This is a genomic window from Acetobacter sp. ESL1128 (assembly GCF_058505085.1).
The window spans coordinates 1,550,255-1,574,413 of sequence record NZ_CP196369.1 but is presented as its reverse complement, the minus strand read 5'-3'; the positions used below and the strand labels follow the sequence as shown (position 1 = coordinate 1,574,413).

Here is a 24,159-nt window from a genome sequence, read left to right as displayed (position 1 = left end):
ATCGTGTTTGTACCGTCAAAGCCAGTTTTTAGCAGAGGGGCAAAAGGTGCTTGTATGCGCGCCCCATCTTCACACTTCACAACAGGCGCAAAGTGCTTCCATAGTGGCACCAAGTTCGTTTGAAGACAAAACCCAAGGGTGAACAAGATGACAAAAAAGAACTCGGTTGTAGGGCTGGTGCTGGCCGTGGGTGCGCTGGGAACGCTGGGTGCGTGTGAACAACACTACCCGCAGGAGCGCTCGGGCCGTGGGGTCGGGCTTTTGCGCATGCCTAACCCGGCCTCTGTTTACTGCGTGAAAAAAGGCGGTGAACTGAAGATGGAAATGACCGACAAAGGGCAGGTCGGTTACTGCCACCTGCCAGATGGCCGCGTGATTGAGGAATGGGTTCTGTTCCGGCAGGATAATCCGCGTCAGGGTAACTGATTAAGGCTTAAAGCAGATGTCCCGTCCCCCGTTCCCACCGTTTGATGCCATAAGTGCTGCATCCAAGGCCCGCATGGCCGAAGATGCATGGAACTCTCAGGAGCCGGAAAAAGTGGCTCTGGCTTACACACCGCAGAGCATATGGCGCAACCGGACCGACTTTGTGCATGGCCGGGCAGAAATTATTGCTTTTCTGGCCCGTAAATGGACGGAGGAACTGGATTACAGGCTGATCAAGGAGGTCTGGGCCTTCAAGGATAACCGTATTGCCGTGCGCTTTGCCTATGAATGGCATAACGCGGCGGGGCAGTGGTTTCGGTCTTATGGCAATGAGAACTGGGAGTTTGATGCCGCCGGGCTGATGCAGAACCGGCATGCCTCCATTAACGATCTGGCTATTGCCTGTGCGGACCGTCTGTTCCTCTGGCCCAAGGGGCGCAGGCCGGACGGGCATCCCGGCCTGAGCGAACTGGGGCTGTAGGCCGTAAGGCAGTGTAAATGTTTCGGTCAGGCTTATGCTCCAAACAGAAGCCTGACCAGAATCAGACTGGCCCCGACCAGCCCGAGCAGAGAAAAAAATACGCTCAGGGCTAGTGGCCTGCCCGCGTGCAGTACAGACCGTAACTCCACGCTCAGGCCCAGTGCTGCCATGGCCATGGTGGTCAGGCAGGTGGCGGTAGTGCTCAGGGGCGCGAGTACTGCATCTGGCACCAGATTGCACGAGCGGGCGGTCATCATGGCGGCAAAGCCGGTAATATACCAAGGCACCAGCCGGGGAATGGAGGCGCCATGCGTGGTGGCCTGCCGGGTCTGGCTGGATTTTGCACAAAACACAGCGAGGGCAAGGCAGACCGGCCCCAGCATGAGCACACGCATAAGCTTGACCAGTGTGCCAACATGGAGTGCCGTCTGGCCAAAAGGCGCTGCTGCGGCAACAACCTGTGGCACAGCGTAAACGGTTAACCCTGCCAGAACGCCCTGTGCATTGGGGCTGCCCAGCAAGGCTGGTGCCAGCAACGGCAGGCCCAATACCACCACCAGCCCGCCTGCGGCGGTAAAGGCAATGGTGGTGCCTATATCCTCCTCCTTTGCGCCAATAACGGGGGCTGCGGCCATTATGGCGGAGTTTCCACAAATGGCGTTACCGCAGGCAACCAGCAAGAGCTGATGTGTGGGCAACCCCATTGCGCGGCCAATGAGCAGCGTAAAAACCACGCTGAACAAGACAATCCCCATTACCCCCAAAAGCAGCGTGGGACCGGCGCAAAAAACGGCATGCAGGCTGAAGGACGCACCCAGACAGACAATAGCTACGTTTAGTAGAGGTCTGGCGCATAGTCTGATCCCCCCGGTCCATATGGGGCCGGGCGTTTTGATTGCTCTGATCAATACCCCGAGCAAAAGAGCCAGATTAAGGCTTTCCAGCCAAGCTTTGCCCAGCAGATATGTTTCCGCTGCTTCAAGACATATGGCCAGCCCCGAAGCCAGCAGGCAGAGCAGAACACCCGGCCCGGACGCGCGTAAGAAACTGATAAGTTTGAGGGGGCGCATACAGGTGGGGGCGGGGTGTGCTGTCATGGTGTTTTTCCTTCAGTCCACCAGAACTTTAGGAAAAACCTAATCCATCAATCCAACTCATAGTTTTTGTTATTCTGATCGTAAATAATGATTGGTTATGTTAGGCAATACGGCATGACACTGGAGCAACTCCGTATTTTTGTGGCGGTGGCCGAGCGGGAGCACGTTACGGCTGCCAGCCGTGCCTTGCACGTGACGCAGTCAGCCGTATCCGCCGCCATTGCAGCATTGGAAGAGCGCCATGGTGTCAAGCTGTTCCACCGGGTGGGGCGTGGAATAGCGCTGACAGAAGTCGGGCGCCTGTTTCTGCCCGAAGCCCGGGCGGTTCTGGCCCGCGCTACTATGGCGCAAACCGTGCTGGAGGAGGTGGGCGGGCTTAAACGGGGCAAACTGCGCCTTGTCGCCAGCCAGACCATTGCTGCTTACTGGTTGCCGCCCATTCTGGTCACATTCCGTCGGCTTTACCCCGATATTGAGGTGGAACTGGCAATCAGTAACACTCTGGACGCCGCAGCCCGTGTGCGGGATGGAGACGCGGAGCTTGGAGTTGTTGAAGGTCTGGTGGACGACCCCGCTCTGGCGCAATGGCCAATAGGGGAAGACCACCTGACAATTATTCAGGCTGATGCGGAGCTTCCCCACAAAATCAGTCGGGACTGGCTTTGCGCCGCGCAGTGGGTCATGCGGGAGGAGGGGTCTGGCACCCGTGCGGCATTGGAGGACTACCTCGCACAGTTCGGTGTTGCGCCGCAGGATATGACCATAAGCCTCGTTCTTCCCTCGAACGAAGCAGTCCGTACAGCCATAGAAGCCGGGGCAGGGATAGGGGCGTTGTCCTCGCTGGTTGTCGCTCCCGCGTTGCTGGCGGGCACGCTCCATGCTGTGCCGCAGGACGCGAAACCCCGCTCATTTTACGGTCTGCGGCATAAGGAGCGTTACCAGAGCCGTGCCGCAGATGCTTTGCTGGACCTTATCAAGCAGCAGCACGCAATGGAATGACTGCTGTAGGCAGGGGTGTTTTTAGGCGAAATCTGTCGCCAGAACCTGTTTTGGGGCATAACGGTGGGGACATATCTGTGCTAGGTAAGCATCGTCTCCAACTACCCTGCGTATGCGCATTGCGGGGGATGAAACCGGAAAATTGAAGATGACAGCTCTGCCGACTTTCAGTGACGTGGTTGCGGCTTCGGCCCGGATCAAAGGGCAGGCTCATCGCACACCTGTTCTGAGGTCACGCTACCTGAATGCGCTGAGCGGTGTTGAACTGTTCTTTAAAGCCGAGAATTTCCAGCGGGTTGGGGCCTTCAAGTTCCGGGGTGCCACAAACGCGATTTTGGCTCTACCCGAAGATGTGCGGCAGAAAGGCATTATTGCGTTTTCGTCTGGCAACCATGCTCAGGCCATAGCCTGCGCCGCGCGTGAGGCCAGAGTGCCTGCCGTAATTGTCATGCCCGAAGATGCCCCCGCCGTAAAACTGGCCGCAACGCGGGGCTACGGTGCGGAGGTTGTGACCTATGACCGCTATTCCCAGGACCGGGAAGAAATTGCGGCACGTCTTGTGGCCGAACGGGGTGGAACGCTGCTGCCATCTTTCAATCACCCGGACATTATTGCCGGGCAGGGCACGGCAGCACTGGAACTTATGGAGGAAACAGGACCGCTGGACGCCTTGTTCGTGCCTGTTGGGGGCGGCGGTCTGGCCTCGGGCTGCGCGCTTGTCGCGCATGAAGTGGCACCCGATTGTACGGTAATAGGGGTGGAACCTGCAGCGGGGGATGATGCCCGGCAATCCATGGCTGCGGGGCATATCGTAAAAATTGCCGCACCACGTACAATTGCAGATGGCGCGCAGACAACAAGCGTGGGTGACATAACATTTGCACTCATGCAGCGCTATGTCCGCGACATTGTGACGGTGGACGATGCCGCTTTGGCCACCACCATGCGCCTGCTGGCAGAGCGGATGAAAATTATAGTGGAGCCCACTGGCTGCCTTGCTCCGGCAGCGGCCCTTGCAGCAGCTCCGCAATGGCAGGGGCGACGTGTGGGTGTACTTTTGTCGGGCGGGAACATCGATATTACCCGATTTGCCCAGCTTGTAGGTTAAGAGGCATGGATATAGAACTTGAGCCTTGGTTAAGGCCATGCACCACAATAGTCTTATCGCATCACACCGATGACGATATTCTTGATATGTTCCCGCGCCTGAAAAACCTTGGTGCGAGCGCATTTGGTGAAGATGCCGATACTTTTGGTGAAACGCTGTACGATGTTATTCACGATGAACCGTACACGCGGGATCTGACGTTTAAAGTTCAGACAGTTCACGAATTAAAGACATTGCTGGCATACAGCAAAGAGGACTTGCAGCGGGTCAGTTCGGTTGTGCTGGGTATAGACCCGACAGCTAAGGTTACAGACCCGCCTGACTGGGGTGATTTGCCCAACCTGTGGGCATTCTGGTGTGCGGTCCTGTTTAGTTTCCAGAATGATCCTGAAGTGGAAGCGGGAAAAGAAATTGATCTGGAACCGCTCAACCACTTGGGGGCGGGTGGTTATGTGCTGTCCAACCATGTTGCTCTGACGGATGAGCGCATTGCATATCGCTTTACCGTGGAAAAACGGCCGGCTGTCTCATGCTTCGCATCGGCAAAAGACGCGGAGGATGTGATTGGCCGGGTGCTCTACGAAAACGGCCATAAGATTGATAATTGGCTCAAGACCGCGAGAAAGGGAGCCAAGCTGGAGGTCGAAGGGCGCGTCTCGGAAGAAGGGGCGTTTATTGTCCGTGCCACAGACCGGGAGCGCAGGCGCGCACGATCCATACAAATTGTTATCGTCAATGAAGTATTGAACGGACTGGTCTATTATATCCACACGTTTAGGCTTTATTAAGTCTGGTATTTTCCTGTTTTGCTGGTGTTTGAGGCTGATGTGGTCAAAGGATATTGAAAAGTCTGACCACATTGGAAATTCAGGGCAGGAAGATGCGGAGCAATCCCATGGGATGGGTAGTCCTGCACGTATTTTGAATCTGCTTCTCAAGATAAACTGTGGCGAAAAAATCAGCCCTAATGAGGGGAGGAGGGGCATCAGTGCGGGAGGGGGCTGTGGATCTGGTCTTTTTGTTCCATTTTGGGCAATCGCGACCTCACAATTCCAGCAGCTTATGCTTGTTATGGCTTTCCGGTGCTGGATGATGCGGAGTGAGGCTATGGCAGGAAGGATATTTCCGCCCTGCAAGATGGGATTGTCCAATTTTGTGCGCGCAGCTAAATATCGCATAAGATATATTATGCCAACAAAAATGGGTGCGCAAATGGGATACTGCGGATCGGTTGCGGTGTTCATGTATGTGTATCAGATGGACCTGAAAACCCGGAACTTGGCGTCGAGTATCCCGTCTTTTAGCTTAACTCTGCCCTGATAAGTGATCGTTCTGATGGATTGAGAGGCATTTCAGTGGTTGTTGGCGGTGTTCTGGTCGAGATTTGGCCATATCAAGCGCCCAGACAATGCCCTCGCCCTTGCTGGTGAATAAGCCGTGGTTGCAAGTTGATGGTGGGTTGCCCGGTTAGCGTCCCGGAGCAGGCTTGGAGCGCTAATTGCACAAAATAAAATAGTGCAATGTGGTGCGTGATGGGGAGGATTGTCTATTTTTATATGTTGTTTTTGCGGAAATATATCTATAAGGAGTAGTTATATAAGGTTCTGTCATTCACTGTGATGGGTTGTGGATATTTTGTCTTCTGACAATACAGGTGTTATCGAGCAGTTGCGTGCCGTGCAGGATGACCCCGTTCGTCTGCTGCGCACGGCCCATGCTCTGCTGGGTGACCGGCTGGCGGTTATGTCGTCCTTTGGCGCCGAATCTGCCCTGCTGCTCGCCTTTGTGGCGGAGGCTGAACGCGACATGAAGGTGCTGTTCCTTAATACGGGCAAGCACTTCCCCCAGACACTCACATACCGGCGCGAACTGGCCGATGTGTTGGGGTTGAGTAATGTTGAGGATATTGGCCCGTCCCCCGAACAGGTCAGCGATCGTGACCCAACGGGAGAACTCTGGGCTTTTGACCCCGATGCCTGCTGCAAACTGCGCAAGGTAGAGCCGCTGAATGTTGCCTCCTTGCCGTACGACGTGCTGGTAACCGGCCGCAAGCGTGGGCAAGCCGCCACACGCGCGGCAATGGAGATTGTGGAAGAACGTGGCGATGGCCAGATCCGCATCAATCCGCTGGCCTTTTGGAGTGCGCAGGATATTGCTGCAGAAATGCAGCGCCGCGCCTTGCCACCGCACCCGCTGGTGGCCGAGGGATATTTATCCATTGGGTGTGCGCCATGCACGCGTCCGGTGGATGGGCATGAAGATGCCCGGTCAGGCCGTTGGTCTGGCCTGAACAAAACCGAATGTGGGATTCACGTCGCAGGATAACCTGCCGTACCGCATTCTAAAACATCAGCCTTACCCGTTAAAACTACAGGGTCGTGGAACATGGATCATCTTGATCAACTGGAAGCTCAGAGCGTTTTTATTCTGCGGGAGGCTTATCGTAAGCTAAAGCCGCTTGCCATGCTGTGGTCATTGGGGAAGGACTCCAATGTTATGGTCTGGCTGGCCAAAAAGGCGTTCCTCGGGCGCGTCCCCTTCCCTGTCATGCATGTGGATACGGGTAAAAAATTCCCCGAAATGTACCAGTTCCGGGACGAATATACCAAAAAATGGGAACTGGACCTGCTGCTGGGCGACTGCCCGCCGGTAGAGGAAATGGACCCCTCCCTGCCGCCTGCTGCCCGTTCTGCCGCCCGCAAGACCGCAGGCCTTGCCGCCATGATCGAAAAGCACAAATTGCAGGGTGTTATTGCCGGTATCCGCCGTGATGAGCAGGGTACCCGTGCGAAGGAACGCGTGTTCAGCCCGCGTGGTGCAAGCCATAAATGGGATATTCGCAACCAGCCGCCCGAATTCTGGGACCAGTATGCCACCCCGCACGAGGAAGGCATGCATATCCGCGTGCATCCGCTCCTGTCCTGGCGCGAGATTGACATCTGGCGTTACATCGAGCGCGAAGGTATTCCGCTGGTTGACCTGTATTTTGCTAAAAACGGCAAGCGTTACCGCTCTCTGGGCGATGCGGACATTACCTCCCCCGTGGAAAGCAATGCCGCAACTCTGGCAGAAGTTATTGCAGAGCTGGAAACAACCAAAACGTCTGAGCGTTCGGGCCGGGCCATGGATCATGAATCCGAAGATGCCTTTGAACGCCTGCGCGTAGCTGGTTATCTCTGATAGAGTGTGGATCGGAAAAAACGAAAATGAGTGATACGATTTCTTCCTCTCAGGATGCCGCAACCCCTATCGTTATCGTGGGGCATGTTGACCACGGCAAATCCACGCTTATCGGGCGTCTTTTGCATGACACGGATAACCTGCAGGACGGCAAGGTTGCCCAGATCATTGAATCCTCCAAAAAGCGCGGCCTGAAGATTGAATGGAGCTTCCTGCTCGATTCCTTGCAGATCGAGCGTGATCAGGGCGTTACGGTTGATTCCACGCGCATTCCCTTCCGGCTGGGTTCGCGCGAATACGTTATTGTGGATGCTCCCGGCCACCGCCAGTTCCTGCGGAACATGATTACCGGTGCGGCCGATGCAGAGGCCGCCGTGCTGGTGGTGGATGCCGTGGAAGGCGCGCGTGAGCAGACCCGCCGCCACGCCATGCTGCTGCACCTGATCGGGATCAGGCATGTTATTGTTCTGCTCAACAAGGTGGACCTGCTTGAGTTTGATCAGGCCAAGGTTGAAGCTGTTGAGGTTTCGGTTAACGAACTTCTGGGCAAGCTGGGGCTGGAAGCTGCCTATTTTGTTCCCGCCTCCGCCCGGGATGGGGACAACATTGCCAGCCGCTCCGACCGCATGCCCTGGTACAACGGCCCAACCCTGACCGAAGCACTGGCACGTGTGCCCACGCCCGCTTCCCGCTCGGAACTGGCGCTGCGCCTGCCCGTGCAGGATGTTTATCGCTTTGGGGACAAGCGTTACGTGGCTGGTCGTATTGAGCGCGGTCGGGTGCGTGTGGGTGATACGGTTGTTATTGGCACCCAGAAAACCCCTGCCCGCATTGCCTCGATTGAAGGCTGGCACACTGCCCCGCATGTGAGTGCTTCGGCAGGCCAGTCCATTGCGGTTACGCTGGAGCCGGACGTTATTCCCGATCGGGGCGATCTGCTGCACCATGTGGACACCCCGCCCACTCAGGCATCACGCGTGCGGACCCGCCTGTTCTGGCTGCGGCAGGAGCCTTTGCGTGTGGGCGAGAGCTTCCGCCTGCGGCTGGCCACGGCCGAACATGCGGTGACCGTGACCAGCATTGAGTCCGTTGTTAATCTGGACGATCTGACCATGCACCCCGGCACGGAAGTGCCGCCCGAAGGCTTTGCTGAAATCACGCTTGCCGCAGCAGAGAACATCCAGTTCGATGCCTTTGCACCGGGCACGCCGGACGGGCGTGGTGTTCTGGTGGACCTGCAGCAGCGTATTGTGGGGGGGGCTCCCCTTATTGGCCCGGCAGAAATTGCCGTGGGCGATAAAGCCATTCACCCAAGTGCCAGTGCTGTGACCACGCAGGACCGCCAGCGCGTTAAGGGCCATAAAGGCAGTGTGTTCTGGCTTACCGGGCTGTCGGGTGCGGGTAAAAGCACGCTGGCACGGGCTGCAGAAAATGCTCTGTTTGCCGCAGGTGTGGACGTAAGCGTGCTGGACGGGGACACGCTGCGTGCAGGGCTGTGCAAGGACCTTGGCTTTACCGAAGCCGACCGGACCGAAAACGTGCGCCGTGCGGCAGAGGTCGCGCGTATTCTGCGCGATGCCGGGCAGGTGGTGCTGGTTGCCCTGATTTCCCCCCTGCGCTCGGACCGCGAACTGGCTCGCCAGATTATTGGTGAAGGGTTTGAGGAAGTGTTTGTGGATGCCGATCTGGGCACCTGCGAACAGCGTGACCCCAAAGGCCTGTATGCTGCGGCCCGTGCAGGGAAAATTAGCGGCTTTACCGGCATTGATGCTCCGTATGAAGCCCCACAGGCCCCTGCCCTGCGTGTGGCAACCGGCAATGGGAGCGTGGAAAAAGCGGTCTCCCAGCTTGTTTCCTTCGTGGAAGGCAGTGTGCGTTCCGGTGGCAGCGCCCGCGCACGGTCCTGATATTATAGCAAGAATGGCCGCTGCGGCATAAAGGTTGTGGCGGCCACTTTTCAGGCGCTCTTGTTCGCCTGTAAGGTACGATTTTTAAAAGGTGGGCAGGCAGATATATGAGTGCCATGTCATGACTCTGTCGCGTCTTGCTTTTTTTAGGGCTGGCGGCTCTGCCCTGCCCGGCTACAGGCTGTCGCTCACGCTAACATTGGCGTGGACAGGCTTTTTTATCATCCTGCCCCTTTCTACCCTGCTGGTTTATCCGTGGCAGGGCGGTACTGGCTCCATGCTGTCTGCCTTGCATGACAGCCGCATGCTGGCGGCATTGTGGACGAGTTTTTCGTGCGCAGCTATTGCTGCGGCATGCAACATACCATGCGGGCTGCTACTGGCCTGGGCTCTGGCGCGGGGTAACCTGCCGGGGCACCGTCTGGCAGATGCGCTGATCGACCTGCCGCTGGCCCTGCCTACGGCCGTTTCAGGCATTACGCTTGCAACGCTCTATGGGCCGCACGGGTGGCTGGGGTCCCTGCTGGCAGTTTTCGGGGTCAGTGTTTCCTATAACAAGGCTGGCATTGTGCTGGCGCTTATGTTCGTGGGGCTGCCCTTTGTGGTGCGTGCAGTGGAACCGGTCCTGCGCAACCTGCCGCAGGAACTGGAGGAAGCTGCACATCTGCTGGGGGCAAGGCCATGGCAGATTTTTGTACGCATTATTGCTGCCCCCGTTCTGCCTGCGCTCATAACCGGGTTTGGTCTGGCTTTTGCCCGTGGCATTGGGGAATATGGGTCCGTTATTTTTATTGCGGGTAACCAGCCGTTTAAAAGCGAAATCGCACCTCTGCTGATCGTGGTCAGGTTGCAGGAGTTTGATTATCCGGGTGCTACCGCCATTGCCCTTGTGCTGTTGTGCGTCTCACTTCTTTCGCTCGCACTGATCGGTGGTGTGCGCCGTCGCTTTGCCGTGTGGAGTGAACCAGCATGACCCGCTATGTGGTATGGGCTGCAAGCTGGCTTTTTATTCTTGTCGTGCTTGTGACCCCCCCGGCACTGGTGCTGACCGAAGCGCTCAAGGATGGCGTTGGGGCATCTCTGGCCACGTTGTCGGACCCCGATGCACAGGCTGCTATCTGGCTGACACTGCGCGTGAGTGTTGTGGCTGTTGTACTCAATACCCTCTTTGGTATTCTGGCAGCGTGGGTGCTGGTCAAGTTCCGCTTTCCGGGGCGGCAGTTCCTGCAAATTCTGGTGGAACTGCCGCTGAGCATTTCGCCCGTTGTTTCGGGGCTTGTCTGGTTGCTGCTGTTTGGTGCCCAAGGGTGGTTTGGACCGCTGCTGGAGCGGTGGAATATCCATATCGCTTTTGCCGTGCCGGGTATTATTCTGGCCACATTGTTTGTAACGCTGCCTTATGTCGTGCGCACGGTCATGCCGGTTATGGAGGTGCAGGGGCGAGATGCGGAGGAAGCTGCCGTTCTGGCGGGAGCCGGGTTCTGGCAGGTTCTGTGGCATGTCACCCTGCCGGGTGTACGCGGGGCTCTGCTTTCCGGCGTGTTGCTGACAACTGCCCGTGCTCTGGGGGAGTTCGGGGCGGTATCGGTCGTGTCCGGCCATATACCGGGTGAGACGGAAACCATGCCGTTGCATATTGAAAATCTTTATAACGGCTACCAGTCAGTCGCGGCCTTTACCATGGCTGCTCTGCTGGCGCTTATGGCCATGAGTGCGGTTCTGCTCAGGTCCGCACCGGAATGGCTTGCAAGATTGCAGGAGAAAAAGGCGTGAGTATTGAGGTCTGCAATCTGGTTCGTCTGGTTCCGGGCGCGCGGCAGCCATTGCTGGATAACGTGTCCCTCAAAGTGCCCGATGGCGCGTTTGTTGCTCTGGTCGGGCCTTCGGGGGCTGGCAAAACAACCTTGCTGCGCGCCATAGCCGGGCTGGACAACTGCAGCAGCGGGTCCATCCTGCTGGATGATAACCCCATGACCAGCGTAAAGGACCGTGCGGGCCGCATGGGGTTTGTGTTCCAGAACTATGCCCTGTTCCCGCATATGACGGTCGCGCGCAACATTGCCTTTGGGCTGGATGTGCAACCCCGTGCGGAGCGCCCTGCCCGCGCCCAGATTGCCCGGCGGGTGGAAGAACTGCTTGAACTGATGCAATTGCAGGGCATGGGGGGCAAGCACCCTGCCAAGCTGTCGGGTGGCCAGCGGCAGCGTGTGGCACTCGCGCGCGCGCTGGCAACAGGACCGCGTGTTCTGCTGCTGGACGAACCTTTTGGGGCGCTGGACCCCATCGTGCGCCGTTCTATCCGGACATGGCTGCGCGAACTGCACGATACGCTGGGCCTGACCACCATTCTGGTCACGCATGATCAGGAAGAAGCCCTTGAGGTGGCGGACCGTATTGTGGTCATGCAATCCGGTAGAATTGTGCAGGATGCCTCTCCCATGGATCTGGATGAGCAGCCCGCGACTGAATTTGTGATGGAGTTTTTGGGGGAAGCCGTGTCTTTCCCTGGGGAAGTCCGGCATGGCCGCATGATCCCGGATGACGCGCTGGTCCTGCCTTTTGCCGTTCCCGAGGGTGTGACAGACGGCCCTGCCGTTGCCATGATCCGCCCGTATGAAATGAACATACAAAAGCCGGCCTCCGAACAGGATGTACTGAGCATTTACGCAGCCCCCCGGGGCACGCGGAATGGCTACAGGCATTATACGCTCCAGCTTGGGGAGCGGGTTGTGCCGTTTTACCGCCCGGTGGATGAGGCCGATGTGCAGGTGCAGGGTGTCGCGCTGGACATCAGCCGTTCCCGCCTGTTCCGTCAGGGACTTTTGTGTGCATGATACGCGTCTGATGCGTGATATGTTGATAAAGACGAAAATTTATGTAATTTTCTGTCGTGGAATACGCGGAAAGGTATGAGCGTGGATCGCAGGAATAATCGTCGTGATACTGAAGGCTGTAGTGTTGTTACAGCCAACCGTCTGCTTGATGGCCGGATTGTCTGGCTGGATGCGCAGGGAAAATGGCAGTTGACCATTGGTCAGGCATGCCTGTTCCCCAATGATGGAATGGAAGACCTGCTACGTTCCCAAAATGCCCGTGCAGGGGCGGATAATGTGGTGGGGGTTTACGGTGTGCAGGTGGAAGAGACCGCGCACGGGCCGCGCCCCCGCACTACGCGCGAGCGTATCCGTGCCGCGGGCCCGAGTGTTCATGCTGAATTTACGCCCCTCTGGCAGCCCGCCCCCGCTGCTGCAAGTGGCTCCTGAATAAAACCCGACGGACCAAAACCATGCCCCACTCTCCCCAGCCCCCAGCAGACGTCGGCCGGTATGCGTATGACGCGGTTGACCGTACATTCCTCAAACAGCGGGTCGAACAGTTCCGTGATCAGGTGCAACGCCGGATTTCTGGCGCCCTGAGCGAAGATGAGTTCAAACCCCTGCGCCTGATGAACGGCCTTTACCTGCAACTGCATGCCTACATGCTGCGGGTGGCTATTCCCTACGGTATTGTCAGTGCCAACCAGATGCGCACGCTGGCTCATATTGCCCGGCGGTATGACCGGGATTACGGGCACTTTACCACGCGCCAGAATATCCAGTTCAACTGGATCCGGCTGGAAGATACGCCTGATATTCTGAATATTCTGGCTGACGCGGAAATGCACGCCATCCAGACCAGCGGGAACTGCATCCGCAACGTCACATCCGACCAGTTTGCCGGTGCTGCCCGTGATGAAGTTCTGGACCCGCGCGTACATGCGGAAATTCTGCGCCAGTGGTCCACCCTGCACCCCGAATTTACGTTTTTGCCGCGTAAATTCAAAATTGCCATTTCGGGCAGTGCGCAGGACCGTGTTGCCGCCCGTTTTCATGACATCGGGCTGCTCGCACGTAAGGGGGAAAATGGGCGCGCGGTATTCGAGGTCTATGTTGGCGGCGGTCTGGGGCGTACCCCGGTTATTGGCGTAAAACTGCGCGATGACCTGCCAGAAGAAGACCTGATCGCGTACCTGGAAGCTGTTCTGCGCGTCTATAATGCGTACGGGCGGCGCGATAACATTTACAAGGCCCGGATTAAAATCCTTGTGCAGGCTCTGGGCCTTGGCGCGTTCCGTGATGAGGTCAATGCCGAGTTCATGGCCATGGATCGCAGTCGGTACCGTTTGCAGCCCGAAGTCGTGGCTGCTATTCGCGCCCGCTTTGCCACCCCTGTGTTTGAGGATGCCTCTGCCGGTACTGCCCAGCTGGTAGCCCAGACCAAGGTGGACCCAGCCTTTGCCGCATGGGTAGGCACCAATACCCACCCGCACCAGCAAGACGGGTATTGCAGTGTAACCATTTCGTGCAAGCCTGCCGGCGGTATTCCGGGGGATGTTACATCTGCCCAGATGGACCTGCTGGCAGATCTGGCGGACCAGTACAGCTTTGGCGAGCTGCGGATCACACACCTGCAGAACGTGGTGCTGGGGCATGTGCGCAAGGATAGCCTGTTCGCGCTGTGGCAGGTGCTAAGCGCCAATGGTCTGGGCACGGCCAATATCGGCATGATAACCGATATTATTGCCTGCCCGGGGCTGGATTACTGCGCACTGGCCAATGCCCGTTCCATCCCCATTGCCCAGAAGCTGAGCCAGCGCTTCTCCAACGCAGCCCTGCAGCAGGAAATTGGCGCGCTCCGGCTGAATATTTCAGGCTGCATCAATGCCTGCGGTCATCACCACGCCGGGCATATTGGTATTCTGGGTGTTGATAAACGTGGGGAAGAAGCGTTCCAGATCACTCTGGGCGGTAATAGCGGGGAAGATGCTTCCATCGGCCAGATTATTGGCTCGGCCATGTCTGAGGATGAAACGGTTGATGCAATTGCCAGAATTGTTGATACCTATCTGGTCCAGCGCAAGCCGGGCGAACGTTTTATTGAAACCTGCCGCCGCCTAGGCGCCGCGCCATTCAAGGACGCAGCTTATGCCACTGCTTGAGAACGGTCAGATTGTACAGGATGGATGGACGCTGGTTGAGGATGGCCAGCCCCTACCTGATGGCGACATTCTGCTGCCTCTTTCCCGGTTGTCCGAAGGGCTTGGGCGGAATGGCAAAGGGCGTCTGGGCATTGTGCTCAAGCCTGACGAGCGGGTGAGCGACCTAAAGGAAGCTCTGCCCCGCCTTGACCTTGTCAGCCTGAATTTTCCTATTTTCCGGGATGGGCGGGCATTTACACAGGCCCGCTCCTTGCGCGAGCATCTGCATTTTGCGGGTGCCGTGCGTGTAACGGGGCATTTTCTGCCGGATCAGTATGAGTTCCTGCTCCGCTGTGGTGTTAGCCAGCTTGTTATTCCCGAGCAGAGCGATCTGGCGGTGTGGCAGCAGGCGCATGAGCGGATAACGGTTGCTTACCAGCCGTCCGTTCTGAACGAACGCCCGGAAGGATTTGCATTCAGGCGGTTCCTGACTCCCTGAGAGTATGGCTGTGCCACGGGTGTGGAAGAGTGCAAGCGGGCTTTTTCGATCCATTGTTGTGGGGGCCATCCGGGCCTACCTCGGGTTCGCATTGCGGACCACGCGATGGACCTTTAAAATTGACCCGCAATCCTACCTTTACCTGACCAGTCAGGAGGGGCGGACAGCCGTTGTGGCTTTCTGGCATGAGGTGCTGCCCCTAACTCCCGCCCTGTGGTGGTGGGCTGAGCGCCAGAATCCTGCAGTGCATCTGCGGGTTCTGGTGAGCCGCAATAGCGATGGCCGGGTGATAGCCGATGTGGTTGCGCCGTGGCGGATCTGGTCCATAGCCGGTTCATCAAATACAAGAGGCAAAAGTAAGGGGGGCGCTGCGGCCATGCTGCGTATGCGCGCCAGCCTGCTGCATGGCTGCCTGGTTGCCATTACCCCCGATGGGCCATGTGGACCACGCAGGCAGACGCAGCAGGGGGCCGAAGCGCTGGCGCGGCTGGTGGGCAAACCTGTCATTCCCATGGGGGCATCCTGCCGGGCCATACGGCTTAAATCATGGGATAAAATGTTTTTTCCCCTTCCTTTTGGGCGCGGTGTGTTTGTGAGTGGTGCACCTTTGTGGCCTACCCCGGATTGCCAGATGCAGGATCCGGCCTTTAACCTGCAAACCCACATGAACAACCTTATGGAGCAGGCTCGGGTGGAGCAGCAGCACGCAGCCGCCGGGCATATTGCTCTCAGGCCGCAGGTCACATGCCCTTCGCATATATGGAAAGGTGTGGGGGCGTTGCTGGCACCAGCCCTTCCGCTTTATCTGCGCTGGCGGCAGAGCAAGGGGAAGGAAGTCGCCGGCCGGGTGCGCGAAAAAATGGGTTTTGCCACCTGCCCTCGCCCGTCTGGCAAACTCTTGTGGTTTCATGCCGCCAGTGTGGGAGAGGCTTTGTCTATTCTGCCGCTGGTGCAGGCTTGTTTGCGGCAGAACGCACATATTACTGTACTGGTGACAACGGGCACGGTTACAGCCAGCACCATTGTGGCGCAGCGCTTTGCGCACGACCGGGTTGTACATCAGTTCATGCCCTTGGATGTGCCAAGGTGGTGCCAGCGGTTTTTAAACCATTGGGCACCACAGGCCGCTGTTTTTACCGAGAGTGAGTTGTGGCCCACGGTACTGGGGGCATGCCACGCCCGTAACCTGCCTGTAGTGCTGGTCAACGGGCGGATGTCTGCATCGTCCTTCCGGTTCTGGCAGCGTGTGCCCGGTGTTGCGCAGCGCATGCTGGCCCCATTTGCATGGGTTTCTGCCCGGACGGAGGAGGATGCACAGCGCCTGCGGTCTTTGGGAGCGAACTCACAACTCTCTCCGGGAGACCTGAAAACCGCAGCCCCTCCTTTGCCCGTGGATGCTCAGGTTCTGGCCGATTTGCGGGCAGTTATAGGGGAACGTCCCGTATTTGTAGCCGCCTCCACCCATGCGGGGGAGGAAGAGGTCATAGCGCGCGCAGCATACATTATTCGCCAGACATACCCCAACCTGCTGAGCATTATTGTGCCGCGTCACCCCGAGCGCGGGGCAGACATCGCATCCCGTTTAAACTCAGCGCCAAGGCGGGCGCAGAATGCCCTGCCTACAGAGCGAGATGCTTTTTGGGTGTGTGATACGCTGGGCGAACTGGGGCTATTCTTCAGGCTGGGGGATTGCTCCTTTATTGGCAACAGCCTGCCGGTTTGCCCCGGTGGAGGCCATAACCCGTTTGAGCCCGCACGCCTTGGCTGTGCTGTGGCAACAGGCCCGAGGGTCCATAATTTTGAGGAGGCCTATCAGGCACTGCATGAGTGCGTGCAGGTTGTGCAGGATGAGCAGTCTCTCGCCGCATGGGTTGTAAGGATGCTCTCCTGCCCTGATGCGCGGGCTGTGCTGGCACAGCAGGCACAGGCTGTGGCAACGGTTAACGCAACCCTGCCCGATGATCTGGCCCACCAGATTCTGGAACTCATATGGTAAGGCTGACCCCTCCTGCATTCTGGGGCAATCCTCAGGCCCGCTTCTGGCCCACGCTGCTCGCGCCCCTGGCATGGGGTGTTGCGGGTATTGCGCGCCGCAGAATGCGCAGGCCGGGCTGGCAGGCTCCCGTGCCGGTCTTGTGCTGCGGCAATGTGAGTGTGGGGGGGGTGGGCAAAACCACGGTGGTTATTGATCTGGTACAGCGCCTGAGCGCGCGGGGGCGTAGCCCGCATGTGTTGACGCGCGGTTACGGCGGGCGTGAGGCCAATGGCATCCGGGTTAACCCTGCCCGGCATACTGCGCTGCAGGTGGGGGATGAGCCGTTATTGCTGGCGGAGTATTGCCCTGTCTGGGTTGGTGGGGACCGTAGTGTTACCGCACGCCATGCCGTGCAGGCCGGGGCAGATTGCCTGATTATGGATGATGGGTTTCAAAACCCGTCATTGCAGAAAACCTTCTCGCTTCTGGTCATCGATGGGGCCGTGGGGTTTGGGAATGGGCGCGTCCTCCCCGCAGGCCCACTGCGTGAGAGGGTTGGGGATGCTCTGGCCCGAGCCGATGCGCTGCTGGTGATCGGGGCGGACCAGACCGGAGCCGTTGAGCATACGGCTGCCCTGCCCGTTTTATGGGCTGATCTGGAACAGTGTGCTATTCCACCAAGCGTTGTGAACCGCCCATGTGTGGCGTTTGCGGGCATTGGCCGACCGGAGAAGTTTTTTAAGGGTTTGCAAGGGGCTGGTTTAAGCCTTGCCCGCGCCCTTCCTTACCCCGACCATTACGCGTATAAACGGCGTGATATAGAGCGGCTTCTGGCATTGGCCAACGGGCTGGACGCACAACTTGTTACAACCCCCAAGGATGCCATGCGCCTGCCTCCCGATTTTCGTAAAAATGTGGCTGAGGTCGGTGTGCGGCTTGTCTGGCAGGACCCAACGGTGCCTGAACGCCTGCTGGATATGTTTCTGGCCGCCCCGGCATGAAGGCCCGGAGCGTGGCCGTACGGTACCGGCTGGAAGCCTGGGTAGCATTTGCGCTGCTGTGGCTGCTGGAGCGTTTGCGCCCTGACCATTCTTCCAGTCTGCTTGGCCTGTTTTGCCGTGCTCTTGGCCCGTGGCTTCCTACATCGCGGATTATCAGACGTAATCTGGAACTGGCCATGCCGGAACTGGATCATCAGGACCACAAGCGCATTGTGCGCGGTGTGTGGGAAAATCTGGGCCGAACCATAGGCGAACTGCCGCATCTTTCTGCCTTGCAGGAGAACACTCCCGCAGGGCCGGGATTTGAGGTGCAGGGGGCGGAACATCTGGCGCAGCAGGCGTTGCGGGGTGGGCCCGTTCTGTTTGTATCAGGCCATATTGGTAACTGGGAAATGCTGCCCCCTGCTGTGGCGCGGCATGGCACGCCTTTTGCATCGTTTTACCGTGCTGCGGCTAACCCGCTGGTTGATGCCCTGCTCCGTTCGCTGCGGAACAAAGCCATGGGCGATACGCCTGTTCCCCTTTTTGCCAAAGGGGCAAAGGGCGCTCGGGGAGCCTTGGCTTATGTGTCTGGCGGAGGGCGCGTGGGCATGCTGGTGGACCAGAAAATGAACGACGGGATTGAAGCCACATTTTTCAATCGCCCGAGCATGACTGCCCCGGCCCTTGCCGCCATGGCGTTACGTTACCGCTGCCCGGTTATTCCCGGTTATGTGGAACGTCTGGGACCTGCCCGCTTGCGTATTGTTGTGGAAGCGCCGCTGGAACTCCCCGATACAGGGGATAAACGGCAGGATTTGCAGATACTGGTGCAGATGGTGAATAACCGCTTAGAAGAATGGATCCGTAAAAATCCATCAAGTTGGCTCTGGTTGCACAGGCGCTGGGCTAAAGAGCTGTACCGTTAAGAGACATTGCCGCAAGGTCGTGCAGTTCGGGTGATTGCTGCCATAGATGGGGCGCCACAAAAGCTGTTTATAAAAATATCTGACATGCAAACGGGTGACGCATAAAGCGGGTCGCCCTGCCACGGGCTTGGCGGTATGGTGGCCGCATGTGAATTTTTGTTGGAGTAGCCATTTCCATGCCAGCCCTCCCCAGCCCCGCCCTAGCCTACCGACTGGAAGCCGCCCGGGCTGTTGTGCATGATGCCGCTCGCCTGGCCATGTCCATGCGGCCACCGCCGGGCGGACCGCAGGGGGAGCTGAAGTCCGCACAGGACTGGCTGACGGAAACAGATGGTGCAGTCGAGGCCTTTATTGCACAGCGCATGCAGGCTCTTTTTCCCGAAGATGGCTTTCAGGGGGAGGAAGGTGGCGTAAGCCGCACAGGGAGCCTGCGCTGGGTTGTGGACCCGATTGATGGTACGTCCAATTACGCCCGTGGCCGTTGCCGGTGGTGTGTCTCCCTCGGCCTGATGGACGGGGACGAACCCGTGGCCGGTGTTATAGATGCCCCGGCATTGGGCGAGGTTTATACGGCATTACGTGGGTACGGAGCATTTTTGAACGGGAAGCCCATTAAGGCTTCCCCCATAAAAGACCCCGCCCGCTCCATGATCGAAATGGGGTGGAGTGGCCGCGTGCCCAAACCCGTGTTCATGGACAAGATGGATGCCATTATGGAGCTGGGCACCATGCCCCGTTCTGGCGGGTGTGGCGCGCTGGCACTGGCCGATGTGGCCAGCGGCCGGCTTGATGGATACATTGAAATTGTTATCAACCTGTGGGACGTGGCCGCCGCCCTGCCCCTGCTGGCCGAAGCCGGGGCAGTTGTTTCCCCCTTCCTGCAAAATGGCGGGTTAACAGGTGGGGCGACCATTCTGGCAGCCAACCCGCATATTGGCCCTGTACTGGCCAAAGCTGTGTCCATTCCGCTGGAATAAAAACAAAACAAAAACTGGCCTTTCTCGCGCCACAAAAGCATGCTTTTTTAAACGCTAATTTACCGGACTTATCGTGGAGAAACCCGGAATGCATTTCTTTAAACGGCTGTCTTCAGTTTCTCTGGTTCTGGCCGCAACCATGCTGGCTCCCGGCGTGGGGGCGTGTGCGCAGGCAGCGGATACTGCGCAGGCTACTGTTGATAAAGCAGCCCTGACTGTGCAGGATATTTTTCTGGGCGCAACCGGCCAGAGCGCCTTGGTGAGCAATCTGGCCAAGGCGCGTGCGGTTATGGTCTGCCCGTCCATGTTCCGGATGTCCATCGCATTTGGCGGTGCGCATGGGGAATGCGTGCTGCTGGCAAAAGATGCGCGTGGCTCCTGGTCTGACCCCGCCTTTTACAAACTGAGTTCTGCTTCCTTTGGCATCCAGTTTGGCGTGCAGAGTTCCCAGATCGTTTTCTTCATCATGACAGATCGTGGCCTTCAGGCACTGCTGGACAGCCAGTTCCAGTTTGGTACCAATGCGGGTGCCTCTTTTGCCAATATGAGTTCTGCTGTTGCCAGTTCCAATGCTGGGGCCAGCAATACGGATATTCTGGTGGCACAGAAGTCTCAGGGCGTTTTTGCCGGGGCATCACTCGGTGGGAGCAAACTGACTGTTAACAGTGATGAAAACCGGGCGTATTACAAACAAAGCGTTGGCCCGGAAGATATTGTTGTGAGCATGCGCGTGAACAACCCGGATGCAGACCCCCTGCGCAGTATTCTGATGCGTTATGCCCGCAGAGCGCAGACTGCCACCACAACAGCTCCTCGTGCAGCCGCTACAACGGATGCCATTGATAGTGACAGCACGGGTGTAACCGCTCCAAGTGGCGGGATTGTGCAGGAAAATCTTTCCCCTGCCCGTTCAGGCTCCCGCTAACAACATACTTGCGCAGATTGCACCAGCCACTTTACGCCTTGCGGTATTAGTGGCTGGTTTTTTGTTTGCGTAACAGCAAAACATTATGGTTGTGGTCACCCAGTGTGGCTGCAAAGTTATGCCCGCCCGCTCCATTTGCCACAAAATACAGCATATCGCCTTTTGCAGGGTGAGCCGCAGCCTCCAGCGCAGCTTTGCCGGGGGAGCAGATCGGCCCCGGTGGCAGGCCAGTATAAACATAGGTGTTGTAAGGGCTGGCCGTCTGGAGGTCCGTGTGAGTTAAGGACCGATCCAGCGGTGGTTTCCCCTGTGTTATGGCGTAGATTACCGTAGGGTCCGTCTGCAGTTTCATGTTCTTTTGCAGGCGGTTGTAAAAGACACGGGCGACCGATGGCCGTTCATCTGGCAGGGCTGTTTCTTTTTCAATAACAGATGCCAGCGTAACCAGCTCTTGCGGGTTGCCAAGCGGTAAACCGTTCTCTCTTTCTGCCCAGACCTGTTTTAATGTCTGCGCCATGCTGGTTTGCATATGGGCCAGCAGGTCCTTGCGCGAACTGTTGCGCAGGTAGGTATAGGTCTGCGGGAGAGTGCTCCCTTCCTCAGGTAGAGGAGTATCTCCCGTTAATAACGGCGCGGCTTGGACCAGAGCTTGAATCTGCCATGCTGTCAGCCCTTCGGGGATGGTCAGCTTATGCTGGACAGGCTTCCCGTGCCGCAAAATCCATAATGTCTGTGCAATGGAGGCATAGGCGGGGAAGTGCAATTCCGCCGCATGTAGTTGTCCATCCCGGCGGGTCAGGGCAACAGCACTTAAAAAAACGCGACCGCTCCACCAGTTTGTGGAAACAACGCCAGCATTTTGTAGGGAAGATAAGGTCGTGGCATAGTTGCCGTGCGGGACCACAATATCCTGATCAGTGGATAACGGTCCGGGGCAGGTATAGCTCTGCCAGCCTAAAAAGGTGGTAAGCCCCAAGCCTGCTGCAAGAACAAAAACGCCTCCTCCAGACCACTTGAGAAAACAGGAAAGTTTACTGCGGCCTGAAGGAGGGGAAGATGTTTTTTTACGCTTAGACGCCACGCACGATCAGGCTGGCATTTGTCCCGCCAAACCCAAAGCTGTTGGACAGGGCAATGTTGATCGGACGCTGTTGCGCTGTATGCGCCACACGGTCGATCACGCTCTCGCGCGAGGGGCTGTCCAGGTTAAGTGTGGGCGGTGCCACGTTATCCCGGATGGCAAGAATGGAGAAAATTGCCTCCACAGCGCCAGCCGCCCCGAGCAGATGCCCCGTAGCAGATTTGGTGGAAGACATGGCCAGCTTTTTGGCGTCATCGCCAAACAGACGTTCCACAGCTTCCAGCTCAAGATCATCTGCCATGGTCGAGGTGCCATGAGCATTCACGTAGTTGATGTCGGCCGTGGTCAGGCCTGCACTTTGCAGGGCAGAGCGCATGGCGCGGTAAGCACCGTAATGCCCTTCCGAGGGTGCCGTAATATGGTACGCATCGCCGGACATGCCGTAACCGATAACTTCACCATAGATTTTGGCACCACGGGCTTTGGCGTGCTCATATTCTTCAAGCACAACAATGCCCGAGCCTTCGCCCATGACAAAGCCATCACGGTCTTTGTCCCACGGGCGGGAAGCCTGCTGCGGTGTTGCGTTAAAGCCGGTGGAAAGGGCGCGTGCAGAGCAGAACCCGGCAATACCCAGCGGGCAAACCGTGGCTTCAGCCCCACCGGCAACCATAACGTCAGCATCGCCAAACATGATCAGGCGGGCTGCATCACCAATGGCATGAACGCCGGTTGCGCAGGCGGTTACAACCGAATGGTTGGGCCCCTGAAAACCGTATTTGATGGAAACGTGCCCGGATACAAGATTGATCAGGGCAGAAGGAATGAAAAACGGCGACAGCCGCTTTGCACGCCCTTCATGCACGGTAATGGAGGCGTCATAGATGGTTTGCAGGCCGCCAATGCCAGAACCGATCATAACACCGGTGCGGCATTTTTCTTCTTCGGTCTGAGGTTTCCAGCCGGAATCCTCAACCGCTTCCGTTGCGGCAACCAAGCCCATATGGATAAAGCGGTCCATCTTGCGCTGGTCTTTGGTTGGCACCCACTCGGATAACGTGAGTTTACCTTCCTCCCGCGGTCCGTTCGGGACCTCCCCTGCAACCTGTGCAGGTAGATCACTCGCATCGAACTGCGTGATTTTACCAATCCCGCTCTCGCCTGCGATCAGACGTGACCATACGTTTTCGACACCGAGGCCGAGAGGCCCGACGATGCCCATGCCGGTGACGACAACGCGTCTCCGTCCAGAATTCATTCCGGCCGAAAGCAACAAACCAGCCCGCTCCCCATTCGACACATATCTGGTCCCTCAGCCATCTGAGGGACCATAACCCTGTAATTTAAGGCAGATGGCCTGAAATCAGGCGGCTTTCTGCTTTTCGATATAGTCGATGGCGTCTTTCACCGTGGTGATTTTTTCAGCGGCATCTTCAGGGATTTCGACATTGAAGGCTTCTTCAAACGCCATCACCAGCTCAACGGTGTCAAGGCTGTCAGCGCCCAGATCGTCAATGAAAGACGCTTCCGGAGTGACCTTGCTTTCCTCGACGCCGAGATGCTCGACCACGATTTTCTTAACCTTATCAGCGATTTCGCTCATCTGTCTTTCTATCCCATATGCCTGCCTACCGAAAATGGCAGGTTGTTCAGGTGTTTAATCCGCGATGGACCTTGTCGCTGGTAGAGAACTAGGTGGGTAGATGCCCGCCCCATTCCGGTCCAGCAGTAAGGTGTTGCGCGCGATTAGCACGTTTTATCTCTCCACGCCAAGGCAAACCGGACAAATACATCTGTCACAAGCCCAAAACAGCGTGGTTGCGCTGCATGTGTGGCACATCTTAAAGCATTTTGCACCACCTGTTCTAGCGGTGCATATGCTTTTCGTGTGCTCAGGCCATCACCATGCCGCCGTTAACATGCAGCGTAGCGCCGGTTACCCACCGCGCTTCGTCCGATGCCAGATACAGCACGGCGGACGCAACATCTTCCGGCTGACCAAGGCGCGCAAGCGGAATGGAGGACAGGAGTTTTTCCTTCTGTGCATCTGGCAGCACGTCCGTCATGGGGGTGACAATAAAGCCCGGAGCCACCACGTTGACCGTGACCCCGCGCGAGCCTGCTTCCTGCGCCAGAGATTTGCTCATGCCCACCATGCCAGCCTTGGCCGCGGCATAATTGGCCTGCCCGGCATTGCCGGTTGTGCCAATAACAGAGGCAATATTGACAATGCGGCCTGCCCGGCGGCGCAGCATACCCTTGAGCGTGGCCCGGCAAAGGCGGAATGGGGCTGCCAGGTCAACATTAAGAACCTGATTCCAGTCCTCGTCCTTCATGCGCAGGGCAAGCGTGTCACGCGTAAGGCCTGCGTTGTTGACCAGAATATCCAGCGGTGCGCCGGCAACTTCTTCTGCTTTTGCAATCAGGGCATCTGCTTCTGATGGCTCGCTCAGGTTTGCAGCGGCATAAAATGCCCCTTCCCCCAGTTCTTCCGCCAGTTCGCGGATAACGGCTTCACGCGTGCCAGACAGAACAACTTTGGCGCCCTGAGCATGCAGTGTTTTGGCAATGGCGCTGCCAATGCCACCGGAAGCACCCGTTACAAGTGCGGTTTTTCCATCCAGTCGGAACATGTTGT

General features: G+C 57.6%; 24 protein-coding genes and 1 pseudogene. 20 read left to right on the top strand and 5 right to left on the bottom strand.

Going from position 1 to position 24,159, the window contains the following annotated elements; genetic code table 11:
- The first annotated feature begins 147 nt into the window (after positions 1-147).
- Together ACSYTG_RS07290 and ACSYTG_RS07285 are read left to right on the top strand one after the other, a co-directional pair.
- Complete coding sequence (locus tag ACSYTG_RS07290) at positions 148-426, top strand: putative hemolysin (protein ID WP_086645925.1); 279 nt, start codon at positions 148-150, stop codon at positions 424-426.
- 16 nt (positions 427-442) lie between these two features.
- Positions 443-907, top strand: coding sequence for a nuclear transport factor 2 family protein (locus tag ACSYTG_RS07285; RefSeq protein WP_489782832.1), 465 nt, complete (start codon positions 443-445; stop codon positions 905-907).
- 32 nt (positions 908-939) lie between these two features.
- On the opposite strand, the gene ACSYTG_RS07280 is transcribed toward ACSYTG_RS07285, so the two are convergent.
- Positions 940-2,004: a YeiH family protein gene (locus tag ACSYTG_RS07280; RefSeq protein WP_489782831.1), complete on the bottom strand. Its 1,065-nt coding sequence runs from the start codon at positions 2,002-2,004 to the stop codon at positions 940-942.
- An 87-nt stretch (positions 2,005-2,091) separates the two neighbouring features.
- Between ACSYTG_RS07280 and ACSYTG_RS07275 the strand changes: the two genes are divergently transcribed.
- From ACSYTG_RS07275 to ACSYTG_RS07190, 18 genes and pseudogenes are all read left to right on the top strand, one after another.
- Complete coding sequence (locus ACSYTG_RS07275; protein WP_489782830.1) at positions 2,092-3,003, top strand: LysR substrate-binding domain-containing protein; 912 nt, start codon at positions 2,092-2,094, stop codon at positions 3,001-3,003.
- A gap of 148 nt (positions 3,004-3,151) precedes the next feature.
- Positions 3,152-4,111, top strand: coding sequence for a threo-3-hydroxy-L-aspartate ammonia-lyase (locus tag ACSYTG_RS07270; RefSeq protein ID WP_489782829.1), 960 nt, complete (start codon positions 3,152-3,154; stop codon positions 4,109-4,111).
- An 86-nt stretch (positions 4,112-4,197) separates the two neighbouring features.
- Positions 4,198-4,527: pseudogene (locus ACSYTG_RS07265) on the top strand (hypothetical protein); the annotation flags it as partial.
- Positions 4,504-4,899: an RNase A-like domain-containing protein gene (locus ACSYTG_RS07260; RefSeq protein ID WP_489782966.1), complete on the top strand. Its 396-nt coding sequence runs from the start codon at positions 4,504-4,506 to the stop codon at positions 4,897-4,899. The pseudogene ACSYTG_RS07265 and the gene ACSYTG_RS07260, both read left to right, overlap by 24 nt.
- A gap of 838 nt (positions 4,900-5,737) precedes the next feature.
- Positions 5,738-6,436 carry a phosphoadenylyl-sulfate reductase gene (locus ACSYTG_RS07255; RefSeq protein WP_086645929.1) on the top strand — a complete coding sequence of 233 codons (699 nt, stop codon included), beginning with the start codon at positions 5,738-5,740 and terminating at the stop codon, positions 6,434-6,436.
- A 60-nt stretch (positions 6,437-6,496) separates the two neighbouring features.
- Positions 6,497-7,291 carry a sulfate adenylyltransferase subunit CysD gene (gene cysD / locus ACSYTG_RS07250; protein WP_048853880.1) on the top strand — a complete coding sequence of 265 codons (795 nt, stop codon included), beginning with the start codon at positions 6,497-6,499 and terminating at the stop codon, positions 7,289-7,291.
- Between the two features lie 26 nt (positions 7,292-7,317).
- Positions 7,318-9,198 carry an adenylyl-sulfate kinase gene (gene cysC, locus ACSYTG_RS07245; RefSeq protein ID WP_095348863.1) on the top strand — a complete coding sequence of 627 codons (1,881 nt, stop codon included), beginning with the start codon at positions 7,318-7,320 and terminating at the stop codon, positions 9,196-9,198.
- A 121-nt stretch (positions 9,199-9,319) separates the two neighbouring features.
- A complete protein-coding gene (gene cysT / locus ACSYTG_RS07240) occupies positions 9,320-10,171 on the top strand; it encodes a sulfate ABC transporter permease subunit CysT (protein ID WP_086645931.1) in 852 nt (283 codons plus the stop codon).
- Entirely contained in the window at positions 10,168-10,971 is an 804-nt protein-coding gene (locus tag ACSYTG_RS07235) for a sulfate ABC transporter permease (RefSeq protein WP_086645932.1), read from the top strand. Before cysT ends, ACSYTG_RS07235 begins: the two co-directional genes overlap by 4 nt.
- The gene (locus tag ACSYTG_RS07230) at positions 10,968-12,032 is read left to right on the top strand and encodes a sulfate/molybdate ABC transporter ATP-binding protein (protein ID WP_489782828.1); all 1,065 of its coding nucleotides are present in this window, start codon (positions 10,968-10,970) and stop codon (positions 12,030-12,032) included. The genes ACSYTG_RS07235 and ACSYTG_RS07230 overlap by 4 nt, the downstream gene beginning before the upstream one ends.
- Before the next feature lie 81 nt (positions 12,033-12,113).
- Positions 12,114-12,461, top strand: a complete 348-nt coding sequence (locus tag ACSYTG_RS07225) for a DUF2849 domain-containing protein (protein ID WP_095349145.1) — start codon at positions 12,114-12,116, stop codon at positions 12,459-12,461.
- Positions 12,462-12,484: 23 nt separating this feature from the next.
- Positions 12,485-14,176, top strand: a complete 1,692-nt coding sequence (locus tag ACSYTG_RS07220) for a nitrite/sulfite reductase (protein WP_489782827.1) — start codon at positions 12,485-12,487, stop codon at positions 14,174-14,176.
- Positions 14,163-14,654, top strand: a complete 492-nt coding sequence (locus ACSYTG_RS07215; RefSeq protein WP_086645935.1) for a DUF934 domain-containing protein — start codon at positions 14,163-14,165, stop codon at positions 14,652-14,654. Before ACSYTG_RS07220 ends, ACSYTG_RS07215 begins: the two co-directional genes overlap by 14 nt.
- 4 nt (positions 14,655-14,658) lie before the next feature.
- Complete coding sequence (locus tag ACSYTG_RS07210; protein ID WP_489782826.1) at positions 14,659-16,650, top strand: glycosyltransferase N-terminal domain-containing protein; 1,992 nt, start codon at positions 14,659-14,661, stop codon at positions 16,648-16,650.
- A gap of 2 nt (positions 16,651-16,652) precedes the next feature.
- Positions 16,653-17,630: a tetraacyldisaccharide 4'-kinase gene (gene lpxK / locus ACSYTG_RS07205; RefSeq protein ID WP_489782965.1), complete on the top strand. Its 978-nt coding sequence runs from the start codon at positions 16,653-16,655 to the stop codon at positions 17,628-17,630.
- Entirely contained in the window at positions 17,627-18,538 is a 912-nt protein-coding gene (locus tag ACSYTG_RS07200; RefSeq protein WP_489782825.1) for a lysophospholipid acyltransferase family protein, read from the top strand. The genes lpxK and ACSYTG_RS07200 overlap by 4 nt, the downstream gene beginning before the upstream one ends.
- A gap of 176 nt (positions 18,539-18,714) precedes the next feature.
- The gene (locus ACSYTG_RS07195; protein ID WP_095348857.1) at positions 18,715-19,515 is read left to right on the top strand and encodes an inositol monophosphatase family protein; all 801 of its coding nucleotides are present in this window, start codon (positions 18,715-18,717) and stop codon (positions 19,513-19,515) included.
- Between the two features lie 88 nt (positions 19,516-19,603).
- The gene (locus ACSYTG_RS07190; protein WP_489782824.1) at positions 19,604-20,440 is read left to right on the top strand and encodes a lipid-binding SYLF domain-containing protein; all 837 of its coding nucleotides are present in this window, start codon (positions 19,604-19,606) and stop codon (positions 20,438-20,440) included.
- Positions 20,441-20,486: 46 nt separating this feature from the next.
- Here the strand turns inward: ACSYTG_RS07190 and mltG are convergent, their stop codons facing one another.
- From mltG to fabG, 4 genes are all read right to left on the bottom strand, one after another.
- Positions 20,487-21,521 (bottom strand): endolytic transglycosylase MltG, encoded by a 1,035-nt coding sequence (gene mltG / locus ACSYTG_RS07185; protein ID WP_489782823.1) that lies wholly within the window; start codon positions 21,519-21,521, stop codon positions 20,487-20,489.
- On the bottom strand, positions 21,511-22,779 hold the full coding sequence (gene fabF, locus ACSYTG_RS07180) for a beta-ketoacyl-ACP synthase II (protein WP_086645942.1): 1,269 nt from the start codon (positions 22,777-22,779) through the stop codon (positions 21,511-21,513). The genes mltG and fabF overlap by 11 nt, the downstream gene beginning before the upstream one ends.
- A gap of 105 nt (positions 22,780-22,884) precedes the next feature.
- The gene (locus tag ACSYTG_RS07175; protein ID WP_025825175.1) at positions 22,885-23,124 is read right to left on the bottom strand and encodes an acyl carrier protein; all 240 of its coding nucleotides are present in this window, start codon (positions 23,122-23,124) and stop codon (positions 22,885-22,887) included.
- Between the two features lie 289 nt (positions 23,125-23,413).
- Positions 23,414-24,154 (bottom strand): 3-oxoacyl-[acyl-carrier-protein] reductase, encoded by a 741-nt coding sequence (gene fabG / locus ACSYTG_RS07170; protein WP_086645943.1) that lies wholly within the window; start codon positions 24,152-24,154, stop codon positions 23,414-23,416.
- Between the last annotated feature and the right edge of the window lie 5 nt (positions 24,155-24,159).

Excerpts from the sequence above, each read along its gene's own strand:
- ACSYTG_RS07270 (WP_489782829.1), top strand. The coding sequence starts at position 3,152 with ATGACAGCTCTGCCGACTTTCAGTGACGTGGTTGCGGCTTCGGCCCGG.
- ACSYTG_RS07290 (WP_086645925.1), top strand. The coding sequence starts at position 148 with ATGACAAAAAAGAACTCGGTTGTAGGGCTGGTGCTGGCCGTGGGTGCG.
- ACSYTG_RS07285 (WP_489782832.1), top strand. The coding sequence starts at position 443 with ATGTCCCGTCCCCCGTTCCCACCGTTTGATGCCATAAGTGCTGCATCC.
- ACSYTG_RS07190 (WP_489782824.1), top strand. The coding sequence starts at position 19,604 with ATGCATTTCTTTAAACGGCTGTCTTCAGTTTCTCTGGTTCTGGCCGCA.
- fabG (WP_086645943.1), bottom strand. The coding sequence starts at position 24,154 with ATGTTCCGACTGGATGGAAAAACCGCACTTGTAACGGGTGCTTCCGGT.
- ACSYTG_RS07275 (WP_489782830.1), top strand. The coding sequence starts at position 2,092 with ATGATTGGTTATGTTAGGCAATACGGCATGACACTGGAGCAACTCCGT.
- ACSYTG_RS07210 (WP_489782826.1), top strand. The coding sequence starts at position 14,659 with ATGGCTGTGCCACGGGTGTGGAAGAGTGCAAGCGGGCTTTTTCGATCC.
- fabF (WP_086645942.1), bottom strand. The coding sequence starts at position 22,779 with ATGAATTCTGGACGGAGACGCGTTGTCGTCACCGGCATGGGCATCGTC.
- cysT (WP_086645931.1), top strand. The coding sequence starts at position 9,320 with ATGACTCTGTCGCGTCTTGCTTTTTTTAGGGCTGGCGGCTCTGCCCTG.
- ACSYTG_RS07200 (WP_489782825.1), top strand. The coding sequence starts at position 17,627 with ATGAAGGCCCGGAGCGTGGCCGTACGGTACCGGCTGGAAGCCTGGGTA.
- ACSYTG_RS07220 (WP_489782827.1), top strand. The coding sequence starts at position 12,485 with ATGCCCCACTCTCCCCAGCCCCCAGCAGACGTCGGCCGGTATGCGTAT.
- ACSYTG_RS07175 (WP_025825175.1), bottom strand. The coding sequence starts at position 23,124 with ATGAGCGAAATCGCTGATAAGGTTAAGAAAATCGTGGTCGAGCATCTC.
- ACSYTG_RS07195 (WP_095348857.1), top strand. The coding sequence starts at position 18,715 with ATGCCAGCCCTCCCCAGCCCCGCCCTAGCCTACCGACTGGAAGCCGCC.
- ACSYTG_RS07215 (WP_086645935.1), top strand. The coding sequence starts at position 14,163 with ATGCCACTGCTTGAGAACGGTCAGATTGTACAGGATGGATGGACGCTG.
- cysD (WP_048853880.1), top strand. The coding sequence starts at position 6,497 with ATGGATCATCTTGATCAACTGGAAGCTCAGAGCGTTTTTATTCTGCGG.
- cysC (WP_095348863.1), top strand. The coding sequence starts at position 7,318 with ATGAGTGATACGATTTCTTCCTCTCAGGATGCCGCAACCCCTATCGTT.
- ACSYTG_RS07280 (WP_489782831.1), bottom strand. The coding sequence starts at position 2,004 with ATGACAGCACACCCCGCCCCCACCTGTATGCGCCCCCTCAAACTTATC.
- ACSYTG_RS07235 (WP_086645932.1), top strand. The coding sequence starts at position 10,168 with ATGACCCGCTATGTGGTATGGGCTGCAAGCTGGCTTTTTATTCTTGTC.